22 protein-coding genes are annotated in these 20910 nt (G+C 57.3%); 18 read left to right on the plus strand and 4 right to left on the minus strand.

Features of this window, described 5'->3' with window-relative positions; translation table 11 throughout:
• Nucleotides 1-413: 413 nt before the first annotated feature.
• A complete protein-coding gene (locus IM282_RS16880) occupies nt 414-1367 on the plus strand; it encodes a nickel/cobalt transporter (protein WP_165716234.1) in 954 nt (317 codons plus the stop codon).
• Nucleotides 1368-1399: 32 nt separating this feature from the next.
• Here the strand turns inward: IM282_RS16880 and proP are convergent, their stop codons facing one another.
• Nucleotides 1400-2902: a glycine betaine/L-proline transporter ProP gene (gene proP / locus IM282_RS16885; protein ID WP_022646793.1), complete on the minus strand. Its 1503-nt coding sequence runs from the start codon at nt 2900-2902 to the stop codon at nt 1400-1402.
• A 646-nt stretch (nt 2903-3548) separates the two neighbouring features.
• Between proP and kdgT the strand changes: the two genes are divergently transcribed.
• On the plus strand, nt 3549-4541 hold the full coding sequence (kdgT, locus tag IM282_RS16890; RefSeq protein WP_192970663.1) for a 2-keto-3-deoxygluconate transporter: 993 nt from the start codon (nt 3549-3551) through the stop codon (nt 4539-4541).
• A 33-nt stretch (nt 4542-4574) separates the two neighbouring features.
• Here the strand turns inward: kdgT and IM282_RS16895 are convergent, their stop codons facing one another.
• Nucleotides 4575-5453, minus strand: coding sequence for a diguanylate cyclase regulator RdcB family protein (locus IM282_RS16895; protein ID WP_022646791.1), 879 nt, complete (start codon nt 5451-5453; stop codon nt 4575-4577).
• Nucleotides 5450-7804 (minus strand): clamp-binding protein CrfC, encoded by a 2355-nt coding sequence (crfC, locus tag IM282_RS16900; protein ID WP_045309100.1) that lies wholly within the window; start codon nt 7802-7804, stop codon nt 5450-5452. The genes IM282_RS16895 and crfC overlap by 4 nt, the downstream gene beginning before the upstream one ends.
• Nucleotides 7805-8395: 591 nt before the next feature.
• Here crfC and IM282_RS16905 point away from each other — a divergent pair.
• From IM282_RS16905 to phnP, 16 genes are all read left to right on the plus strand, one after another.
• Nucleotides 8396-8731 carry a zinc ribbon domain-containing protein YjdM gene (locus IM282_RS16905; RefSeq protein ID WP_022646789.1) on the plus strand — a complete coding sequence of 112 codons (336 nt, stop codon included), beginning with the start codon at nt 8396-8398 and terminating at the stop codon, nt 8729-8731.
• Nucleotides 8732-8811: 80 nt separating this feature from the next.
• Nucleotides 8812-9243 carry a VOC family metalloprotein YjdN gene (gene yjdN / locus IM282_RS16910; RefSeq protein WP_022646788.1) on the plus strand — a complete coding sequence of 144 codons (432 nt, stop codon included), beginning with the start codon at nt 8812-8814 and terminating at the stop codon, nt 9241-9243.
• Between the two features lie 173 nt (nt 9244-9416).
• Nucleotides 9417-10205 (plus strand): phosphonate ABC transporter ATP-binding protein, encoded by a 789-nt coding sequence (gene phnC / locus IM282_RS16915; protein WP_003860210.1) that lies wholly within the window; start codon nt 9417-9419, stop codon nt 10203-10205.
• A 23-nt stretch (nt 10206-10228) separates the two neighbouring features.
• Nucleotides 10229-11245, plus strand: coding sequence for a phosphonate ABC transporter substrate-binding protein (gene phnD / locus IM282_RS16920; RefSeq protein ID WP_022646786.1), 1017 nt, complete (start codon nt 10229-10231; stop codon nt 11243-11245).
• A gap of 115 nt (nt 11246-11360) precedes the next feature.
• A complete protein-coding gene (gene phnE / locus IM282_RS16925) occupies nt 11361-12140 on the plus strand; it encodes a phosphonate ABC transporter, permease protein PhnE (protein ID WP_022646785.1) in 780 nt (259 codons plus the stop codon).
• Between the two features lie 20 nt (nt 12141-12160).
• Entirely contained in the window at nt 12161-12886 is a 726-nt protein-coding gene (phnF, locus tag IM282_RS16930; RefSeq protein WP_022646784.1) for a phosphonate metabolism transcriptional regulator PhnF, read from the plus strand.
• Nucleotides 12887-13339, plus strand: coding sequence for a phosphonate C-P lyase system protein PhnG (gene phnG / locus IM282_RS16935; protein WP_022646783.1), 453 nt, complete (start codon nt 12887-12889; stop codon nt 13337-13339).
• Nucleotides 13336-13920, plus strand: coding sequence for a phosphonate C-P lyase system protein PhnH (gene phnH, locus IM282_RS16940; RefSeq protein WP_003860219.1), 585 nt, complete (start codon nt 13336-13338; stop codon nt 13918-13920). Before phnG ends, phnH begins: the two co-directional genes overlap by 4 nt.
• Nucleotides 13920-14984, plus strand: coding sequence for a carbon-phosphorus lyase complex subunit PhnI (locus tag IM282_RS16945; protein ID WP_022646782.1), 1065 nt, complete (start codon nt 13920-13922; stop codon nt 14982-14984). Before phnH ends, IM282_RS16945 begins: the two co-directional genes overlap by 1 nt.
• Nucleotides 14977-15822, plus strand: coding sequence for an alpha-D-ribose 1-methylphosphonate 5-phosphate C-P-lyase PhnJ (gene phnJ, locus IM282_RS16950; protein WP_023299113.1), 846 nt, complete (start codon nt 14977-14979; stop codon nt 15820-15822). Before IM282_RS16945 ends, phnJ begins: the two co-directional genes overlap by 8 nt.
• On the plus strand, nt 15819-16574 hold the full coding sequence (phnK, locus tag IM282_RS16955) for a phosphonate C-P lyase system protein PhnK (protein ID WP_032627058.1): 756 nt from the start codon (nt 15819-15821) through the stop codon (nt 16572-16574). Before phnJ ends, phnK begins: the two co-directional genes overlap by 4 nt.
• A 356-nt stretch (nt 16575-16930) precedes the next feature.
• The gene (gene phnL / locus IM282_RS16960; RefSeq protein WP_022646780.1) at nt 16931-17611 is read left to right on the plus strand and encodes a phosphonate C-P lyase system protein PhnL; all 681 of its coding nucleotides are present in this window, start codon (nt 16931-16933) and stop codon (nt 17609-17611) included.
• Nucleotides 17608-18744: an alpha-D-ribose 1-methylphosphonate 5-triphosphate diphosphatase gene (phnM, locus tag IM282_RS16965; RefSeq protein ID WP_192970656.1), complete on the plus strand. Its 1137-nt coding sequence runs from the start codon at nt 17608-17610 to the stop codon at nt 18742-18744. Before phnL ends, phnM begins: the two co-directional genes overlap by 4 nt.
• On the plus strand, nt 18741-19292 hold the full coding sequence (phnN, locus tag IM282_RS16970; protein WP_032670903.1) for a ribose 1,5-bisphosphokinase: 552 nt from the start codon (nt 18741-18743) through the stop codon (nt 19290-19292). The genes phnM and phnN overlap by 4 nt, the downstream gene beginning before the upstream one ends.
• Complete coding sequence (gene phnO, locus IM282_RS16975; protein ID WP_022646777.1) at nt 19285-19719, plus strand: aminoalkylphosphonate N-acetyltransferase; 435 nt, start codon at nt 19285-19287, stop codon at nt 19717-19719. The genes phnN and phnO overlap by 8 nt, the downstream gene beginning before the upstream one ends.
• Nucleotides 19720-19728: 9 nt before the next feature.
• Nucleotides 19729-20487, plus strand: a complete 759-nt coding sequence (phnP, locus tag IM282_RS16980; protein WP_023305273.1) for a phosphonate metabolism protein PhnP — start codon at nt 19729-19731, stop codon at nt 20485-20487.
• A gap of 55 nt (nt 20488-20542) precedes the next feature.
• Here the strand turns inward: phnP and yjdP are convergent, their stop codons facing one another.
• Nucleotides 20543-20866, minus strand: coding sequence for a DDRRRQL repeat protein YjdP (gene yjdP / locus IM282_RS16985; RefSeq protein ID WP_017382647.1), 324 nt, complete (start codon nt 20864-20866; stop codon nt 20543-20545).
• Nucleotides 20867-20910: the final 44 nt, after the last annotated feature.

Genomic DNA, 20910 nt, shown 5'->3' on the forward strand with positions numbered 1-20910 from the left:
TTTCGTCCGAAGACATTAAGAATCCATGTCACTTTGAGTGCCCACACAGATTGTCTGATAAATTGTTAAAGAGCAGTTGCGACGCGCTTCAGCGCTCTGTCGCGAGGTGGCGTATATTACGCTTTCCTCTTTCAGAGTCAACCCGTTATTTCAGGATTTTTTCTCTTCAACCGACCGGGTTGTCTGTGAAGTGATTCACATCCGCCGTGTCGATGGAGGCGCATTATAGGGAGTTCTCCGCAGGCCGCAACCGCTAAATGACAGAAAAATGACTGACTGCTGCATTCCCCAGCAAAACCCCGCCTTATACCCTTTTACGCACAGAGTTATCCACAATCCATTGACGATCCCGGTGCGATCCCGCTAATTGAACACTATACTAGCGGCAAATATTCCTCTCGCAGACCAACCTGATGACGACACAACGACTTCAACGTGACTGGCGTATCCCAACCGCCGGGCTCGCCGTGCTGGTGTTACTTATGGCAGGTTTCGCACTGCATACGCACTGGAATGCTTTTATTCAGTGGTGCCTCGCCGCTCAGATCACCCTGCACCGTTATCTGGTGATGTATTTGCTGCAACTTAATAATCATCAGTACAGCGGTGGGCTGTGGTTGTTAACCGGTGCGTTTCTTTATGGTGTACTCCATGCCGTTGGACCAGGACACGGCAAATTTATCGTCGCCACGTATCTCAGCACCAATAAAGAGAGCCAGCTCGCGGCGCGCGTCGTACCGTTTATCGGTAGCCTGATGCAGGGCGTCAGCGCGATCCTCTTTGTCTTTATCCTGGCGGTTGGATTGAACCTCGCGGCAGGGGATATCAGTACCAGCCGTTGGTACGTCGAGAAAATCAGCGCCTTACTGATTGCCGCCTTCGGTGCGTTTATCATTTATCAGGCGCTCAGCAGCCTGCGTCCGCGCAAAATGGCGATTAGCGCCATCAAGCCGCATCATCAGCATAATGAACACTGTGGCTGCGGCCATCACGGCGTAGGGGTGGATCTGGCTAAAAGCGACTGGAAAACCCGTCTGGGCGTGGTGCTGGCCATTGGCGCACGCCCGTGCAGCGGCGCAATTATGATCCTGATGTTCTCGAATGCGCTCGGCATTATTAGCTGGGGAATTACTGCTGTGATGACAATGTCGCTGGGCACGGCGCTGTCGATTATGGGGCTGTCGCTGGCAGTACGTTACGCGCGTGAACGCACAGTAGCCTGGTTTAGTGGCGGCACTTCCCTGAACTGGGTAATGCCGATGGTCAAAATAGCCGGAGGAGTTGTTCTGATACTGTTCGCAACTATCCTCTTCCTGACGGTGATCCCCGTCAGCGTCAGCGGCGACTATATCGCCGCAGGATGCTAATAAAAGAAAACCCGCCAGCGGCGGGTTTTTTATCACTCGTTAATTCGCGGATGCTGGTCAACCAGGCGAGAACGTTTTTTCTGAAGCTCTTCAATCTCTGCGTCAATATCTTCAATCTTCTGCTCTACGTTATCGTAGTGCTCGCGCAGGATCTCCTTCGCTTCCTGAATATCGGACGCCGCAGGCGTTGCCCCTTTCAGTGGACGGTTCGCCGTCTCCTTCATAGTAATACCGGTAATCAGGCCAATCACCGCAATAACCATCAGATAGTAAGCAGGCATCATCAGGTTCTGCGTGCTCTCCACCAGTGAAGCAGCAAGCGTCGGCGTCAGGCCCGCAATCAGAACGGAGATATTAAAGGCTGCCGCCAGCGCACTGTAGCGAATATGCGTCGGGAACATTGCCGGTAGCGTAGAAGCCATCACCCCGATAAAGCAGTTGAGGATCACCGCCAGCATCAGCAGACCGGCGAAAATCAGCCCCAGCACATTGCTGTTAATCAGAATAAAGGCCGGGATTGCCAGCGCGAACAGTGCGACGCTACCGAGAATAATGAATGGCTTACGGCCAAAGCGATCGCTCAGCAGGCCCATAATCGGCTGCACGAACAGCATGCCTACCATGATGGCGATAATAATCAGCACACCGTGGTCTTCCGAGTAGTGCAGGTTATGCGACAGATAGCTCGGCATGTATGTCAGCAGCATGTAATAGGTCACGTTGGTGGAAATCACCAGACCGATACAGGTCAGCAGGCTGCGCCAGTGTTTGGTCGCAATCTCCTTGAACGACACTTTCGGGCCATCCTGCAACCCTTCACGGTCGCCCTGCTCCAGCTTTTCAACGTGCTGCTGGAACGCAGGCGTCTCTTCCAGGGCGTGACGCAGGTAAAGACCGATGATGCCAAGCGGCAGCGCCAGGAAGAACGGAATACGCCAGCCCCAGTCGAGGAAGTTCTCTTCACCCACTACGGTTGAAATCAGAACCACAACTCCCGCGCCCATGACAAACCCGGCAATCGAACCAAAGTCGAGCCAGCTGCCCATAAAGCCGCGTTTTCGATCCGGAGAATACTCAGCGACAAAAATCGATGCACCGGTATATTCGCCGCCAACGGAGAAGCCCTGCGCCATCTTACAGATCAACAGCAGGATCGGTGCCCATATACCAATGGTCGCATAGGACGGAATAAGGCCGATACAGAATGTACTTATCGACATGATGACAATAGTAATAGCCAGGATCTTCTGGCGACCATATTTATCACCCAGCATGCCGAAGAACAGGCCACCGAGAGGGCGAATAAGGAAGGGAACAGAGAACGTACCCAGCGCGGCAATCATCTGCAAGCTGGGATCGGCACCGGGGAAGAACACTTTACCAAGCGCATAGGCAACAAAGCCGTAGACACCAAAATCGAACCACTCCATCGCATTACCGAGCGAGGCCGCCGTAATCGCTTTGCGCAGTTTCGCATCATCAATAATGGTGACATCGCGCAGCGTGATGGGTTTTACTTTTTTCCTTCTAAGCATAGCTTTCCTCGTAGACTCAGCCCCGTCCGTTTCACAGCGCATTTGCAAGCTGTGAACCAGAGATCCGCTCCATGCGAATCTCCTTATTCAAGCGTAGCAGGTTTACTTACATTGACGTTTTACCTCAATACAACCGAACCTGTTGACGCCTGTCTGGGCAGTTAAAGACCTTTTTACCCTACCAGCGTTTATATATGTGATCAACTTCACATATATTTTTCCGGTTCGTAAGTTGGCTTCAGGTTTTGTCAATTCACGATAAATAAGGTCATTCTCACCCCCTTTATCAAGCACATCTTAACACCCGTTATTATTCCTCTTAAAACAAAAAACAATCACATTTCTTCACATCGAATTTACACAAAATTTAATTATTAACAGCGGGCATTCCTGTTTACATTCAATATGTGACGCAGATAACTAAAACAGTGTTTTATTTTCATTGAATCGCAATTCCAAAGATCGCATGATAAACCCGAACACAATATCCCAGCGGCTTTCAAATGAAGGAATGCTAAGCACCTGAATTTCGCTTTACAGCATAAGTAACGAATCGATTGGTCTTCAAAAAAGGCAATCATTTGAATTTGTTGATCTATTTTTTGAGATTTCCGCCAGCCACGCGGGCGAGATGTGAGGGTTAATGATGAAGATTAAAGCAACAATAGAACGCATCCCGGGCGGGATGATGCTGGTCCCGCTGGTACTTGGCGCGATATTAAATACGCTGGCCCCGAATACCGGTGCTTATTTTGGCGGTTTTACAAAAGGTATGATCACCGGAACGGTGCCGATTCTGGCAGTCTGGTTCTTTTGCATCGGCGCATCTATTAATTTACGTGCAACTGGTACGGTATTACGTAAATCAGGGACGCTGGTCATTACTAAAATTGCGGTCGCCTGGGTCGTTGCCATGATCTGCGCGATGTTCATTCCGGAGAATGGCATACAGACCGGATTCTTCGCCGGATTATCCGTTCTGGCCATTGTTTCAGCAATGGATATGACCAACGGCGGTCTCTATGCCAGCCTGATGAATCAATATGGCACCAAAGAAGAATCAGGCGCGTTCGTGCTGATGTCCCTGGAGTCGGGTCCGCTGATGACCATGCTGATTCTGGGTTCTGCCGGCCTTGCCTCCTTTGAACCCCACCATTTTGTCGGGGCGATCCTGCCGTTCCTGATTGGTTTTGCGCTAGGCAACCTCGATCACGATCTGCGCGATTTCTTCAGCAAAGCCACCCCGGTACTGATCCCGTTCTTCGGCTTCGCGTTGGGCAATACCATCAATCTGAACGTGATTCTGGAAACCGGCCTGCTGGGTATTGTGCTGGGTATTGCCGTCATCGTCATCACGGGTATCCCGCTAATTATTGCAGACCGCGTCATTGGGGGCGGTAACGGAACCGCAGGTGTGGCCGCCTCGTCGGCCGCAGGCGCTGCGGTAGCTAACCCGGTGATTATCGCCCAGATTAACCCGGCCTTTGAACCGGTGGCGGCTTCCGCCACGGCCCTGGTTGCCGCCAGCGTGATTGTGACGGCGATTCTGGTCCCGATCATCACGGCGCTGTACGCCAGACGTTTTGGACAGGTTCCGGAAACCCAGGCAGAGCCGAAAGCGGTAGAAATGCACCACTAAGCCGTTCGCCCCCTCCTTAAAAAGAGGGGGCAATCACGCACTAAATATCTCTTCCACCATGCCATCCACCAGCCGTTTTGCCGAACAGAGTCTCGGCATACCCAGCGCGACCGTTTGCCAGCTCTGCGTCACTGACCAGCTCACCGGATGTTTATCCGCCTGACACCAGTCCCCCAGCCAGCCAAGCATATCTTTATAATCCATCAGACCAGGAGAAGCGGGCGTCGTCAGCCACTGATGGTAAAAATGCCGGGTGGTGGGAGAAGCGTTAATCCCCTGTGCCAGATAGTTTGCGGCCATGCTGCGCAGGTTATCTTTCAGCATGGCCGCCACATCACTATTCGCCAGACGACAGGCATCGCCAAACGCGCCCCAGCGCAACTCTTCCAGCACGATAAAGCAGCGGCCAGCCAGCGACCAGCCGTCATACTGCCCGGCTCGCCAGCGGGTAAAAATTTGCTCGCTGTGCTCACCCGCCTGAACCGTAAGGCCGCGCTGCGCGAGCGCTTTCTCTTTATAGGCGGCACGCTGGTTGAAATGTGCGGAGAGCGCCTCGTACTGTTGCAACAATCCGGAAGGTTGAGGGAGGCGTGGATTAACCTGCTGGCGCAGGGCTACCAGCTTGTCGGACATGCGGGTCAGCGCCAGGTGTCCGGGGTCGAGCATACCGGCCAGTTTCTCCGCCAGACCCAGCCGCAGTGCTGCATTTTCGTTGAGCATTCCCGCCATTGCCCATGGCCGCAACCGGGTCTGCGTAACGATCTCCTGCGTCAAACGCTCACGAAATTGCAGTTGCTGTGGCCCCAGGAGGGTGTGACGAGCAGCATCCGCCCCCTGGACCAAATCGACCATAAATTTTGGATGAATACACTCCAGCGTCCGCCCGGGACCGTCCAGTAGCTGTGTTGTCATGGTTGCTCTGCCGCGAATAAGGTTTGAATATCATCGCGTAACAGTCGGGTATCTTCCTGAATCCACGCCGCTGTGGTCATACTTTGCTTCAACAACTGGCTAAGCGCCCGGGTTGAATGCTCATTCTGCTGCCGCACGGCAAGGCTATCACGCAAGCTTTCCTGTAACCCGGTCAGGCACAACGAAAACTCTGCAAAGAACGTTGCCATACCTGCCGTAACAGAGACATCGACCTGCGCGGCCAAAGCTTTACGTATTTGATCGCAAAACTGATCGGTATGCTGCGTAAATTTGCCATGAAGCTGAGCGATATCGATGACATATCGGGTGCGCGTCTCCACATACGCTTCCCAGCCCCAGCCGGGATGATTGAGCCAGCGCGAGACGGTATTACGTACGCTGCCCGCCCCTGCAGGCTGACTGGCGGGAGGGGTGTCCTGCACAATGGCATCATTAAATAAGCCGCGCGTATTGAAGTTAAGCTGGTTTGCCTGAAACGCCGGAAAGCTAATCCGCGCCCGAAAGCCGGCATGACTGAGCTGTTCCTTAATTTGCATCTCGATGGGGCGCATCGCCTCATTCAACGATCGGGCGAGCGTAGACTCCAGCTGATCGAAGCGTAACGCCAGCTCCCGGCTAATTCTGCTCTGCGCATTCAGCAAAATCTGCTCGCATGACGATCGGATCTTGCTCAGGACAATCTGTGCCTGCCCTTCATCGTCAAGCACCAGTTGCTGGTTCCCATCCGTGTCGTCTGTACGCATGCTGGATGGCTCGCGCCCGGCTAAATCAAGAATTAACGGGCGGCTAAACATGTCGTCCAGCGCCTGGTGAAGTTCGCCTTTCTGACTAAGCAGAAATGCATCCGCTGCGTTGAGCGCCTCTTCAACTTCATGCTGGACCTCATCGCTCACTACGCTCTGCCGCTGACGCAGCATCGCCATGTCCTCTTCCAGGCGCTTAATATTCCGCTCCAGCTCATCAAAGGCGACCGTCAGTCCCTGATGGCGAAAATCCAGGTATTCTCTGGCATTTTGCGCATAGTTCAGCAGCTTATGCGATGCCGACCGCAGGGCGAACAGCGAGGCGTTGGCGTAAGCCGCGTAAATCAGCTTGCGGATGGGCTGTTCGAACAGCGAATCCTCCCACAGCAGATCCGCCGCATGGCGAATATGGTCACTATCGTCGAGATCGGCCGTACGCCAGCGGCGGCCCAGCGCGGCCTCGGCAAAATCCTGTACCCAACGCTGATCCTGATGATCGGGAAGCCGCCCATGGGTGTTCATCTCATAGCGGGCGCGGTTTGCCAGGTAGGCCCACATGGAAGAGACCGGATAAATTTGTCCCGGAGAAATATTCCCTTTCATCAGCGTGCCGGAAATCATCGCCCGTACCTGCTCTTCATCGTCGCTGTTACGATCTTTCTGATCGAATTTGTTGACCAGGGCGTAAAGCGGCACGGATTTCCCCGCCGCCGAAATTGCCTGACGAACCTCGGCGTCGGAAATAGATTTAAGCTGGGTATAGTCCATCACCGCCAGCACGGCGGAGGCGCGCGCCAGCTGCTCGCTGAGCATTTTTTGCAGGTGCGGCTGACCGGCCTCGTTCGGCCCCGGCGTGTCGAGCAGCGTCAGTTGCCCCAGGTGCGCATCCAGACCGGCGAGGTGCACAAATTCCACCTCAATCACCGGAATATGTTCAATCGCGGCGTACTCAGAAAAAGGAAACTCCACGCCCAGCGCCTGAGAAAGCCGCACCAGATCGTTCAGGCTTTTCAGACAATGAAAGATGGGCTCCGCGCCCAGGTGATGTTTTCCGAACGCCTCACCTCTTTCGATGCGCTCCAGCAGCGTATTCATGTCCTTGTCGATTTCCAGACGCCGCGCCAGCTTGCCGCGATCTATATCGCACAATTTCGTCTGCAACTGGGAAATCAGGGTATCAATGGGCGCAACGTGCAAAAAATGCAGCACCGGCTCCTTCTGGCCCGGCGTATGGCGGATCAGCGTGGGCAGCGCCGTCATCGGACGATTGCGGTTCGGCAGCACTTCCGTACCCACAATCGCATTAATGGTGGTCGATTTTCCCGCTTTCATGGTACCCACAATCGCCAGCACCATTTCGAGGCGGGTTATTTTGCGTAATTCGTTATTCAGCAACGCCTGCTGAGCGTCGACACCCCGCGCGCTAAAATGTAATGGCAAAACGTTGTTATTAACGCCGCTCATGGCAGCGGCTGTGCTATCCAGCTTTGCAATCGGCATTGATTTTAATGAATCAAGATTGTTCAGAGCCAGCTGTAACAAACGTTCGGCTTCCTGGCTTAATTCAAATATGGTCTGTGTGTGCATGATAAAAGCCTTCCCTTAACGCAAATTTATTACTTTTATTAAGCCACGTTTTTTTAATTATACTGTTCAGGCTTATATGATCACGTATGGAAAACATGTTCATTTAATACAAGTAACTGAAGATAATGAGAATTTAAATCTCACCCTTCTAATACGTGTAAAACATCCCTCTGGTCAGAAGACCAAAAGTAAATAGACAAAACGCATTTTCAGGAAACATCAGGAGATATCATCGTTATTTACCCACCAAAAAAGAGAGGTATTCCCTGACACCAAAAGATGTATAGCATCAGAAAGGATAGATAAATAACGGTTTGTTCCTTCACCTTATCCGAAATGGCACAGCGTAGCAATTTGCTGTAATAAAATATTCGATATATTTATCATCATAACGATCACTGCCGTGCAGGGCATAAGCTTCCCCTAATTCACTGACAGTTCGTGTCATCTTTTACGCATTTTTGCGCTATTTTTCTAAAACAATATCACCGACAAAAGTGGGGATTTGCGTTATACTCGCTGCCTTTTTCGGCACACTGCCGTCATTTAGCTGGCGTTTTCCAGCGTGTTAACACTTTTGAGGATACCAACATGCAACTTCCACACTGCCCGAAATGCAATTCTGAATACACCTATGAAGACAATGGCATGTTCGTTTGCCCGGAATGCGCCCATGAATGGAACGATGCGGAGCCTGCGCAGGACAGCGATACGCTGATTGTGAAAGACGCGAACGGCAACCTGCTGTCAGACGGCGACAGCGTTACCGTTGTGAAAGATCTGAAGGTAAAAGGCAGTTCTTCCATGCTGAAGATTGGTACCAAAGTGAAAAACATCCGTCTTGTTGAAGGCGATCATAATATCGATTGCAAAATTGACGGCTTCGGTCCGATGAAACTGAAATCTGAGTTCGTGAAAAAGAACTGATTGACCCGCCCGGTGACGCTTCGCTTACCGGGCGTTCGGGAACTACACTTAACGGGCTTTTCTTACGTGAGGTAAAGATTATGCCGTTAAGTCCCTACATCTCTTTCGCCGGCAACTGTGCGGAGGCCACCGCCTTCTATCAGCAGGCCGTCGGCGCAGAACTCCTCTACAAAATCACCTTCGGCGAAATGCCTAAAGACGAAAACAGCGAAGAAGGCTGTCCGTCCGGCATGAACTTCCCGGATACCGCCATCGCCCACTCTAACGTCCGCATCGCGGGCAGCGACATTATGATGAGCGACGGGATACCGCCTGGCAGCAGCGCGCAATACGCGGGTTTCACACTGGTGCTCGACACCCAGGATGTGTCGGAAGGCAAGCGCTGGTTCGACAACCTCGCCGATGGCGGCAATATTGAAATGGCCTGGCAGGAGACCTTCTGGGCGCACGGATTCGGCACTGTGACCGACAAATACGGCGTGCCGTGGATGATTAACGTCGTTAAATCGTAGGCTGGATAAGCGCAGCGCATCCGGCAACAGCGTCCGGTGGCGCTGCGCTGACCGGGCCTACGGTGATTGTCATCAAATCCCCCTCAACTCTTCAAACTCCCGCAACCAACACTTAACCTGAATGTCATATTGATGCGCCAGCATGAGGCCACATTTATCGTGAGGCCCAGCACATGCAAACTGTCATTCGCGTCGAGAAACTGAGCAAAACCTTCCATCACAACAAGGCGCTGCATGCCGTTGATCTGACCGTCCAGCAGGGCGAAATGGTGGCGCTGCTGGGGCCATCCGGTTCAGGAAAATCCACCCTTCTTCGTCACTTAAGCGGCCTCATTACCTGTGACAAAACGCCGGAAAGTCGCGTCGAGCTGCTGGGTAACACCGTGCAACATGCGGGGCGTCTGGCGAGCGATATTCGCAAAAGCCGCGCGCAGACGGGCTATATCTTTCAGCAGTTCAACCTGGTGAACCGCCTGACGGTGCTCGAGAACGTGCTGATTGGCGCGCTCGGCAGCACCCCGTTCTGGCGCACCTGCCTGCGCTGGTTCTCCCCTTCCCAGAAACAAGAAGCCTTACAGGCGCTGACCCGCGTCGGCATGGCGCATTTTGCCCACCAGCGCGTCTCAACGCTCTCCGGCGGACAGCAGCAGCGCGTCGCCATCGCCCGCGCCCTGATGCAGAAAGCCAAAATCATTCTGGCCGATGAGCCTATCGCCTCGCTGGATCCGGAATCGGCCCGCATCGTGATGGAAACCCTGCGCGACATCAACCAGAACGACGGCATCACCGTGGTGGTGACGCTGCATCAGGTGGATTACGCCCTGCGCTACTGCGAGCGCATCGTCGCCCTGCGTCAGGGCCACGTGTTCTTCGATGGCGCCAGCCATCAGTTTGATAACGAACGTTTTGATCATCTCTACCGCAGCGTAAACCGCGTCGAAGAACGCGCGCAGGCTGCTTAACGCCCCGATAACGAGGAATGGAAATGAACTACAAAGCCGTTGCCGCGCTGGCCTTCACCAGCATGTTCAGCATCAGCACCCTGTTAAGCCCGGCCTGGGCAGAGGAACAGGAAAAAGCGTTGAACTTTGGCATCATTTCAACGGAATCACAGCAAAACCTGAAGCCGCAGTGGGAACCGTTCCTGAAAGATATGGAAACCAAACTGGGGATCAAAGTGAACGCCTTCTTCGCCCCGGACTACGCGGGCATTATCCAGGGAATGCGCTTCAACAAAGTCGACATCGCGTGGTACGGCAACCTCTCTGCCATGGAAGCGGTAGATCGCGCCAACGGCCAGGTCTTTGCCCAGACCGTTGCAGCAGACGGCTCCCCGGGCTACTGGAGCGTGCTGATCGTTAACAAAGACAGCCCGATCAACAACCTCAACGATATGCTCGCCAAACGCAAAGAGCTGACCTTTGGTAACGGCGACCCGAATTCTACGTCCGGCTTCCTCGTCCCGGGTTACTACGTCTTCGCGAAAAACAACATCTCCGCCAGCGACTTCAAGCGCACGGTCAACGCCAGCCACGAAACCAACGCCCTGGCCGTAGCAAACAAGCAGGTAGACGTTGCCACCAACAACACTGAAAACCTCGACAAGCTGAAGACCTCCGCGCCGGACAAGCTGAAAGCGCTGAAGGTGATCTGGAAATCGCCATTGATCCCGGGCGACCCGATTGTGTGGCGTAAAAACCTCTCCGAAAGCACCAAAGACAAGGTCTACGACTTCTTTATGAACTACGGCAAAACGCCGGAAGAGAAAGCAGTGCTGGCGCACCTGGGCTGGGCACCGTTCCGCGCGTCCAGCGATTTGCAGCTGGTGCCGATTCGCCAGCTGGCGCTGTTTAAACAGATGCAGGGCGTGAAGGACAACAAAGGTCTGAAGGAAGAAGAGAAGACCAGCAAAGTGTCGGAAATACAGGCGCAGCTGGACGATCTCGACCGCCTGACCGCCGCGCTCGGGGCGATGACCAGCGTGAATAAAGCGGTGCAGTAACTCAAGTCCCCTCTCCCTTGAGGGAGAGGGTTAGGGTGAGGGGGAAAGGCGCACGCTGATGCCCTCACCCCGGCCCTCTCCCACAGGGAGAGGGAGAACAGATTAAGGAGCCAACATGCAAACCATCACCCTCCCGCCGCCAAAGCGCAGCTGGTTCTCGCTCATAAGCTGGGCCGTTCTGCTGGCGGTGCTCGTTATCTCCTGGAAGGGCGCGGAGATGGATCCGCTGCTGCTCTTCAGGGACTCGGGCAACATGGCGACCTTCGCCGCCGACTTCTTCCCGCCGGACTTCAGCCAGTGGCAGGACTACCTCAGTGAAATGGCCACCACCCTGCAAATCGCCGTCTGGGGCACCGCCCTCGCCGTGATCCTCTCCATTCCGTTTGGCCTGATGAGCGCCGAAAACATCGTGCCGTGGTGGATCTACCAGCCGATGCGTCGCCTGATGGATGCCTGCCGCGCCATCAACGAAATGGTCTTTGCGATGCTGTTCGTGGTCGCCGTCGGCCTGGGTCCGTTCGCTGGCGTGATGGCGCTGTTCATCCACACCACCGGCGTACTCTCCAAGCTGCTCTCCGAAGCGGTTGAAGCCATCGAGCCCGGCCCGGTGGAAGGCATCCGCGCAACCGGCGCGAACAAAATCGAAGAGATCCTCTACGGCGTCCTGCCGCAGGTCATGCCGCTGCTCATCTCCTATTCGCTATACCGCTTCGAGTCCAACGTTCGCTCCGCCACCGTGGTCGGCATGGTGGGCGCAGGCGGTATTGGCGTCACCCTGTGGGAAGCGATTCGCGGTTTCCAGTTCCAGCAAACCTGCGCATTGATGGTGCTTATCATCGTCACCGTCAGCCTGCTGGATTTCCTCTCTCAACGCTTGCGTAAGCACTTCATCTGAGAAGCGAGGCTTTGATTGGTATGCACTTATCCAGACATCCGACCAGTTACCCTACCCGCTGGCAAGAGATTGCGGCAAAGCTCGAAGTGGAGCTGCGCACGCACTATCGGTGCGGCGACTACCTGCCCGCCGAGCAGCAGCTTGCCGACCGCTACGAAGTGAATCGCCACACCCTGCGTCGCGCCATCGATCAGCTGGTGGAACGCGGCTGGGTCCAGCGTCGTCAGGGCGTCGGCGTGCTGGTGCTGATGCGTCCGTTTGACTACCCGCTCAATGCCCAGGCGCGTTTTAGCCAGAACCTGCTCGATCAGGGCAGCCACCCCACCAGCGAAAAGCTGCTGTCTGTCCTGCGCCCGGCCTCCCGCCACGTAGCGGACGCGCTGGGGATTCAGGAGGGCGACAACGTCGTTCACCTGCGCACGTTGCGCCGGGTGAACGGCGTGGCGGTCTGTCAGATCGACCACTACTTCGCGGACCTCTCCCTCTGGCCCGTGCTGCAACATTTCGCCAGCGGTTCCCTGCATGATTTTCTTCAGGAGGCGACGGGTATCGCGCTCAAACGCACCCAGACGCGCATCAGCGCCCGCCGCGCGCAGGCTAAAGAGAGCAAGGTGCTGGAGATCCCCAACATGGCCCCGCTGCTCTGCGTGCGCACCCTCAACCACCGTGACGGCGACGTCAACGCAACGGAATACTCCGTCAGCCTGACCCGCGCCGACATGATTGAATTTACCATGGAGCACTGAATGCACTTCGACACCTCCACTCGTCAGCGCTGGATGCGCGTGCTGGCCCACAGCCAGCCTGCTGCGCTGGCTGCCCGCATGAACGCGCTCGGCCTGACGCCGGACTACGACACGATCCGCGCGCCAGAGATCGGCCTGGTGCAGATCCAGGCACGCATGGGCGGCACCGGCGAGCGCTTCTTCGCCGGCGATGCCACCCTCACCCGCGCGGTGATCCGCCTGAGCAGCGGCACGCTGGGCTACGGCTACGTACTTGGGCGCGACAAAACGCACGCCGAGCGCTGCGCCGTGATCGACGCGCTTTTACAGGAACAGCCGCATTTTCAGACCTTAATGGAAACCCTTATTGCCCCGCTGGAAGCTGACCGCGCCGCACGCCTTGCCGCGCGTCAGACCGAAGTGAATACCAGCCGGGTCGACTTCTTTACGCTCGTTCGCGGAGACAACGCATGACGCTTCAACCTGCCTTTACCCTGGCCGTCCAGGATGCCCAACAGAGTTTCCGTCGCCTGCTGAAAGCCATGAGCGAGCCCGGCGTGATCGTCTCGCTGCACCAGCTTTCGCAGGGCTGGCTGCCGCTGAATCTCGCCTCTACCAGCGTGCTGCTGACGCTGGCGGACAACGACACGCCGGTATGGCTGTCAGGGGCATTGCTGAACGATATCGCCAGCCAGAACCTGCGCTTTCACACCAACGCGCCGCTGGTCGAGCAGCCCCAGCAGGCAGTCTTTGCCGTGGCAGACGAGCAAATCAGCCACGAGCAGCTTAACGCCCTGAGCGAAGGCAGCGCCGTCGCACCGGAAACCAGCGCCACGCTGATTTTGCAGGTCTCCAGCCTGAGCGGTGGTCGCATGCTTCGCCTGACGGGTGCAGGCATCGCCGACGAGCGGATGGTCGCCCCCCAGCTGCCGGAGTGCATCATTCATGAGCTGACCGAGCGCCCGCATCCGTTCCCGCTCGGTATCGACCTGATCCTGACCTGCGGCGAGCGCCTGCTGGCGATCCCGCGAACCACTCACGTGGAGGTGTGCTGATGTACGTTGCCGTCAAAGGGGGCGAGAAGGCGATCGCCGCCGCCCATGCCTTGCAGGCGCACAGACGCCGGGGGGATGACGCTCTTCCCGAGCTGAGCGTCGCCCAGATTGAACAGCAGTTAAACCTGGCCGTCGACCGCGTGATGACCGAAGGCGGCATCGCGGACCGTGAGCTGGCGGCACTGGCGCTGAAACAGGCCAGCGGCGATAACGTGGAAGCCATCTTCCTGCTGCGCGCTTACCGCACAACGCTTGCGAAGCTGGCGGTGAGCGAGCCGGTAAATACGGCGGAAATGCGTTTAGAGCGCCGTATTTCTGCGGTGTATAAAGATATTCCTGGCGGCCAGCTGCTTGGCCCCACCTACGACTACACCCATCGTCTGATGGACTTCGCTCTGCTGGCAAACGGTGAAACACCGCAGCTCAGCGCCTCTGATGCTGAACAAGACGCCTCCCCGCACGTCTTTAGCCTGCTGGCAAACCAGGGGCTGGCGAAGGCGGAAGAAGACACCGGCAGCACACCGGATGACATCACCCGCACGCCGCCGGTCTATCCCTGTTCGCGCTCGTCCCGTCTGCAACAGCTGATGCGCGGCGACGAAGGGTATCTGCTGGCGCTGGCCTACTCCACGCAGCGCGGCTACGGGCGCAACCACCCGTTCGCGGCAGAGATCCGCAGCGGCTATCTCGATGTCGAAATTGTGCCAGAAGAGCTGGGGTTTGCGGTGAACATCGGCGAACTGCTGATGACCGAGTGCGAAATGGTCAACGGTTTTGTCGCGCCAGAAAATGAAGATCCACACTTTACCCGCGGCTACGGGCTGGTGTATGGCCTGAGCGAGCGCAAGGCGATGGCGATGGCGCTGGTTGACCGTGCGCTCCAGGCGCCGGACTACGGCGAGCATATTGCAGGCCCGGCACAGGACGAAGAGTTCGTGCTGGCCCACGCGGATAACGTTGAGGCCGCGGGCTTTGTCTCGCACCTCAAGCTGCCGCACTACGTCGATTTCCAGGCCGAACTGGAACTGCTGAAACGCCTGCAACGGGAGCGCGCCAATGGCTAACTTAAGCGGCTACAACTTTGCCTATCTGGACGAGCAAACTAAACGCATGATCCGCCGCGCCATCCTTAAAGCTGTGGCGATCCCCGGCTACCAGGTGCCGTTCGGCGGCCGCGAAATGCCGATGCCCTACGGCTGGGGCACCGGCGGTATTCAAATCACCGCCAGCGTGATTGGCGAAGCGGACGTGCTGAAGGTCATCGACCAGGGGGCAGACGACACCACCAACGCCGTGTCGATCCGCAACTTCTTCAGGCGCGTAACGGGCGTCAACACCACTGAAAAAACCGAAGACGCGACGCTGATCCAGACCCGTCACCGCATTCCGGAGACCCCGCTGACTGAAGATCAGATTTTGATTTTCCAGGTGCCGATCCCGGAGCCGCTGCGCTTTATCGAGCCGCGGGAAACCGAAACCCGCACCATGCACGCCCTGGAAGAGTACGGGATCATGCAGGTCAAACTGTATGAGGACATCGCCCGCTTCGGCCATATCGCCACCACCTACGCCTACCCGGTGAAGGTGAACGGCCGCTACGTGATGGACCCGTCGCCGATCCCGAAATTCGATAACCCGAAGATGGACATGATGCCCGCCCTGCAACTTTTTGGTGCCGGACGTGAAAAACGCATCTACGCCGTACCGCCGTTTACCCGCGTAGAGAGCCTGGATTTCGACGATCACCCTTTTACGGTGCAGGAGTGGGACGAGCCGTGCGCCATCTGCGGATCCAAACACAGCTATCTGGATGAAGTGGTGCTGGACGACACCGGCAAACGGATGTTTGTCTGCTCCGACACTGATTACTGCCGCCAACAGAGCGAGGCGAACAGCCAATGAAACCGCTGCTTTCGGTTAACAACCTGACTCACCTTTATGCGCCGGGCAAAGGCTTTAGCGACGTGTCGTTTGAGCTGTGGCCGGGCGAAGTGCTGGGCATTGTCGGCGAGTCCGGCTCCGGTAAAACCACCCTGCTGAAGTCCATCTCCGCGCGCCTGACGCCGCAGAGTGGCGACATTTTGTATGAGGGCGTGTCGCTGTACGGCATGAGCGAAGCCGAGCGCCGCCGCCTGCTGCGCACCGAGTGGGGCGTGGTGCATCAGCACCCGATGGACGGCCTGCGCCGTCAGGTGTCAGCGGGGGGCAACATCGGCGAACGGCTGATGGCCACCGGCGCACGCCACTACGGCAATATCCGCGCCACGGCGCAGCACTGGCTGGAGGAAGTTGAAATCCCCGCCTCGCGCATCGACGACCTGCCGACCACCTTCTCCGGCGGCATGCAGCAGCGTTTACAGATTGCCCGCAATCTCGTCACCCATCCGAAGCTGGTGTTTATGGACGAACCGACCGGCGGGCTGGACGTATCCGTGCAGGCGCGCCTGCTCGACCTGCTGCGCGGCCTGGTGGTGGAGCTGAACCTGGCGGTGGTGATTGTCACCCATGATTTAGGCGTCGCGCGCCTGCTGGCGGACCGTCTTCTGGTGATGAAGCAGGGTCAGGTGGTGGAAAGTGGGTTAACCGACCGGGTGCTCGACGATCCCCATCATCCGTACACCCAGCTGCTGGTGTCGTCCGTATTGCAGAACTGAGGGCGCTGTTGCCGGGTGGCGCTGCGCTTACCCGGCCTACGAACAACGCACCCATAGGCCGGGTAAGGCGAAGCCGCCACCCGGCAAAACGAACACCGCACCTGTAGGCCGGGTAAGGCGAAGCCGCCACCCGGCAAAACGAACACCGCACCCGTAGGCCGGGTAAGGCGAAGCCGCCACCCGGCAAAACGAACACCGCACCCGTAGGCCGGGTAAGGCGAAGCCGCCACCCGGCAAAACGAACACCGCACCCGTAGGCCGGGTAAGGCGAAGCCGCCACCCGGCAAAACGAACACCGCACCCGTAGGCCGGGTAAGGCGAAGCCGCCACCCGGCAAAACGAATCGCGAGGCAAAAATGATCCACGTTGAAAATGTCAGTAAAACCTTTGTGCTCCACCAGCAAAACGGTGTCCGCCTGCCGGTACTGCAAAATGCCTCATTAGAGGTCAGCAACGGCGAATGCGTGGTGCTGCATGGCCATTCCGGCAGCGGAAAATCCACCCTGCTGCGCTCCCTGTATGCCAACTACCTGCCGGACGAAGGCCATATCCATATCCGCCATAACAATGAATGGGTCGATCTGGTCCAGGCTCCCGCGCGCAAGGTGCTGGAAGTACGCCGCTCGACGATCGGCTGGGTCAGCCAGTTCCTGCGGGTGATCCCGCGGATCTCTGCCCTGGACGTGGTCATGCAGCCCCTGCTGGATCTCGGCGTGCCGCGCGAAACCTGCGCCGCTAAAGCCGCCAGCCTGCTGACGCGTCTCAACGTACCGGAGCGTCTGTGGCACCTCGCCCCGTCGACCTTTTCCGGCGGCGAACAGCAGCGCGTGAACATCGCCCGCGGCTTTATCGTCGATTACCCGATTTTACTCCTGGATGAACCCACCGCCTCGCTCGACAGTAAGAACAGCGCAGCGGTGATGGAACTGATCGAACAGGCCAAAGCGCGCGGCGCGGCGATCGTCGGGATCTTCCACGACGACGCCGTACGCCATCGCGTGGCGGACAGACTGCACCCGATGGGGACAAACGTATGATTATCAATAACGTCAGGCTGGTACTGGAAAATGAGGTCGTGAACGGCTCGGTTGAGGTCCGGGACGGTGTCATCCGCGCGTTTGCTGAAACCCAGAGCCGCTCACCGGACGCGATGGATGGCGAAGGCGGCTGGCTGCTGCCGGGGCTGATTGAGCTGCATACCGATAATCTTGATAAATTTTTCACGCCCCGCCCGAAGGTCGACTGGCCCGCGCATTCAGCGATGAGCAGCCACGACGCGCTGATGGTCGCCAGCGGCATCACCACGGTGCTGGACGCGGTGGCGATCGGCGACGTGCGCGACGGCGGCGATCGGCTGGAGAACCTGGAGAAGATGATCAACGCCGTGGAGGAGACGCAAAAGCGCGGCCTCAACCGCGCCGAGCACCGCCTGCACCTGCGCTGCGAGCTGCCGCACCACACTACCCTGCCGCTGTTTGAAAAGCTGGTGGGCCGCGAGCCGGTCTCGCTGGTTTCCCTGATGGATCACTCGCCGGGGCAGCGCCAGTTCGCCAACATTGAAAAGTATCGCGAATACTATCAGGGCAAATACGCGCTCAACGACGCGGAGATGGCGCGCTACGAAGAAGAGCAGCTCCAGCTTGCGGCCCAGTGGTCGCAGCCGAATCGCCTCTCCATTGCCGCTATGTGCCGGGACCGTAATATTGCCCTGGCCAGCCATGATGATGCCACGCACGACCATGTTCGCGAATCCCACCAGCTTGGGAGCGTGATCGCCGAATTTCCCACCACGTTCGAGGCGGCAGAGGCATCGCGTAAGCATGGCATGAACGTGCTAATGGGTGCGCCGAACATCGTGCGCGGCGGATCACACTCCGGCAACGTGGCGGCAAGCAAGCTCGCCTCCCTCGGCCTGCTGGATATCCTCTCATCTGACTATTACCCCGCCAGCCTGCTGGACGCGGCCTTCCGCGTCGCGGACGACGAAGGCAATAGCTTCACGCTGCCGCAGGCGATTCGCCTGGTGACGAAAAACCCGGCCACCGCGCTCAATCTTCACGATCGCGGGGAAATCGCCGAGGGGAAACGGGCCGATCTGGTGCTGGCGCACCGTAAGGGCGAGCACATTCATATCGACCACGTCTGGCGTCAGGGAAAAAGGGTGTTCTGATGGGAAGACTCATCTGGTTAATGGGCCCGTCCGGCTCCGGGAAGGACAGCCTGCTGTCGGCGTTACGGCAGCGGGAACACTCACAGCTGCTGGTGGCGCACCGCTATATCACGCGCGATGCCAACGCCGGAAGCGAAAACCATATCGCCCTGAGCGAGCAGGAGTTTTTTACCCGCGCCGGACAAAACTTGCTGGCGCTAAGCTGGCATGCCAACGGTTACTACTATGGCGTCGGCATTGAGATCGACCTCTGGCTGCACGCGGGGTTCGACGTGCTGGTTAACGGCTCACGGGCGCATCTCCCGCAGGCTCACGCCCGGTACGAAGCGGCGCTGCTCCCGGTCTGTTTGCAGGTTTCCCCGGAGGTTCTGCGTAGCCGGCTGCAAAAGCGGGGGCGCGAAAACGCGCGCGAGATCGACCAGCGGCTGGAACGTGCGGCGCGCTACACCCCGTCGGGTTGCCATCTCCTCAATAACGACGGAAGTTTGCTACAGTCAGTCGAGACCTTTCTATCGCTTATTCGCCAGAAGGAGAAACAGCATGCCTGACTGCCAGCTTCGCCCCGCCACCGCCGACGATGCGCCGATCGTTTACGCTCTGATCTGCGAACTTAAGCAGGCCGAGTTCGATCATCAGGCGTTTCACGCCGGGTATCTGGCCAACTTGCAGGATCACAATATGCGCTACCAGCTGGCCGAGCTGGACGGGAAGATCATCGGGATGATCGGCCTGCACATGCAGTTTCACCTGCACCACGCCCGCTGGATCGGCGAGATCCAGGAGCTGGTGGTGATGCCGCAGGCGCGCGGATTGAAAGTGGGTAGCCAGTTGCTGGCCTGGGCAGAGGAGATCGCACGCCAGGCAGGCGCCGAGCTGACCGAGCTTTCCACCAGCGTGAAGCGCGTGGACGCGCACCGTTTTTATGTTCGTGAAGGGTATACGCAAAGCCATTTCCGCTTCACCAAACCGCTGTAGAGGTGCGTTATGAGTCTGACGATCACGCTAACAGGAACGGGAGGGGCGCAGCTGGTGCCGGTGTTTGGCTGCGACTGCGCGGCGTGCCGACGGGCGCGTTTACAGGAAAATTATCGCCGTCGCCCCTGCAGCGCGGCGGTGAAATTCAACGATGCGGTCACCTTGCTGGACGCGGGTATTCCACACCTGATGGACGACTGGCCCGCAGGGAGTTTCAGGCAGTTTTTGCTTACCCATTATCATATGGATCACGTTCAGGGGCTGTTTCCTCTGCGCTGGGGCGTGGGGGCGACCATTCCGGTTTACGGTCCGCCGGACGACGCAGGCTGTGACGACCTGTTCAAACATCCGGGCCTTCTGGATTTCAGCCACACGGTGGAGCCGTTTGTGACGTTTGAACTTCAGGGCTTGCGGGTCACGCCGCTGCCGCTCAACCATTCAAAACTCACATTTGGCTATCTGCTGGAGTCCGCCCACAGTCGCGTGGCGTGGCTTTCTGATACCGCCGGGCTACCGGATAAAACGGTGACATTTCTGCTAAATAATCAGCCGCAGGCGATGATTATTGATTGTAGCCATGAACCGCGCCAGGAGACGCCGCGCAACCACTGTGATTTGAATACGGTGATTGCGCTGAACGAGGTGATTGGCTGTCCGCAGGTGATCCTGACGCATATCAGTCATCAGTTTGACGTCTGGATGATGGATAACCCGCTGCCGTCCGGCATTGAAGCGGGGTATGACGGGATGGTACTGGTGCTGGATTAGGTTTTGCCGGGTGGCGGCTGCGCCTTACCCGGCCTACGCGTTGCGATACCGGGGTTTACCACCGATCGTAATCATCCTCTAACCGGCGCTCATCCTCCTCTAACCGACGCCGGTCGTCATCCAGCTGCCGCTGACGCTCGTCTAAGCGCTGGCGTCGGTCTTCTAACTGCCGGCGACGATCGTCGTACTGGCGGCTGTCGGTTTGACGGCTGCGATCGTAACGATCGTCGTCATCGTCATTACGGCTGCTGCCGGGGTTATAGGCGTCGTTGATCGCCTGCTGAATATTGCCAATAGCATCATCAATCACATCGGCATGCGCCAGTTGGCTGGTTAAAGTCAGCAGACCCAATAACAGAGCGGTAGAGTAACGTTTCATAAGGCCAGACTCGCAGGTGAACTGGCCTTAAGGTAATGACTGGC

Source organism: Enterobacter cloacae complex sp. P29RS (assembly GCF_014893445.1).
GTDB lineage: Bacteria > Pseudomonadota > Gammaproteobacteria > Enterobacterales > Enterobacteriaceae > Enterobacter > Enterobacter intestinihominis.

Coding starts and splice junctions, on each gene's coding strand:
- IM282_RS16880 (WP_165716234.1), top strand. CDS start 414: ATGACGACACAACGACTTCAACGTGACTGGCGTATCCCAACCGCCGGG.
- proP (WP_022646793.1), bottom strand. CDS start 2,902: ATGCTTAGAAGGAAAAAAGTAAAACCCATCACGCTGCGCGATGTCACC.
- kdgT (WP_192970663.1), top strand. CDS start 3,549: ATGAAGATTAAAGCAACAATAGAACGCATCCCGGGCGGGATGATGCTG.
- IM282_RS16895 (WP_022646791.1), bottom strand. CDS start 5,453: ATGACAACACAGCTACTGGACGGTCCCGGGCGGACGCTGGAGTGTATT.
- crfC (WP_045309100.1), bottom strand. CDS start 7,804: ATGCACACACAGACCATATTTGAATTAAGCCAGGAAGCCGAACGTTTG.
- IM282_RS16905 (WP_022646789.1), top strand. CDS start 8,396: ATGCAACTTCCACACTGCCCGAAATGCAATTCTGAATACACCTATGAA.
- yjdN (WP_022646788.1), top strand. CDS start 8,812: ATGCCGTTAAGTCCCTACATCTCTTTCGCCGGCAACTGTGCGGAGGCC.
- phnC (WP_003860210.1), top strand. CDS start 9,417: ATGCAAACTGTCATTCGCGTCGAGAAACTGAGCAAAACCTTCCATCAC.
- phnD (WP_022646786.1), top strand. CDS start 10,229: ATGAACTACAAAGCCGTTGCCGCGCTGGCCTTCACCAGCATGTTCAGC.
- phnE (WP_022646785.1), top strand. CDS start 11,361: ATGCAAACCATCACCCTCCCGCCGCCAAAGCGCAGCTGGTTCTCGCTC.
- phnF (WP_022646784.1), top strand. CDS start 12,161: ATGCACTTATCCAGACATCCGACCAGTTACCCTACCCGCTGGCAAGAG.
- phnG (WP_022646783.1), top strand. CDS start 12,887: ATGCACTTCGACACCTCCACTCGTCAGCGCTGGATGCGCGTGCTGGCC.
- phnH (WP_003860219.1), top strand. CDS start 13,336: ATGACGCTTCAACCTGCCTTTACCCTGGCCGTCCAGGATGCCCAACAG.
- IM282_RS16945 (WP_022646782.1), top strand. CDS start 13,920: ATGTACGTTGCCGTCAAAGGGGGCGAGAAGGCGATCGCCGCCGCCCAT.
- phnJ (WP_023299113.1), top strand. CDS start 14,977: ATGGCTAACTTAAGCGGCTACAACTTTGCCTATCTGGACGAGCAAACT.
- phnK (WP_032627058.1), top strand. CDS start 15,819: ATGAAACCGCTGCTTTCGGTTAACAACCTGACTCACCTTTATGCGCCG.
- phnL (WP_022646780.1), top strand. CDS start 16,931: ATGATCCACGTTGAAAATGTCAGTAAAACCTTTGTGCTCCACCAGCAA.
- phnM (WP_192970656.1), top strand. CDS start 17,608: ATGATTATCAATAACGTCAGGCTGGTACTGGAAAATGAGGTCGTGAAC.
- phnO (WP_022646777.1), top strand. CDS start 19,285: ATGCCTGACTGCCAGCTTCGCCCCGCCACCGCCGACGATGCGCCGATC.
- phnP (WP_023305273.1), top strand. CDS start 19,729: ATGAGTCTGACGATCACGCTAACAGGAACGGGAGGGGCGCAGCTGGTG.
- yjdP (WP_017382647.1), bottom strand. CDS start 20,866: ATGAAACGTTACTCTACCGCTCTGTTATTGGGTCTGCTGACTTTAACC.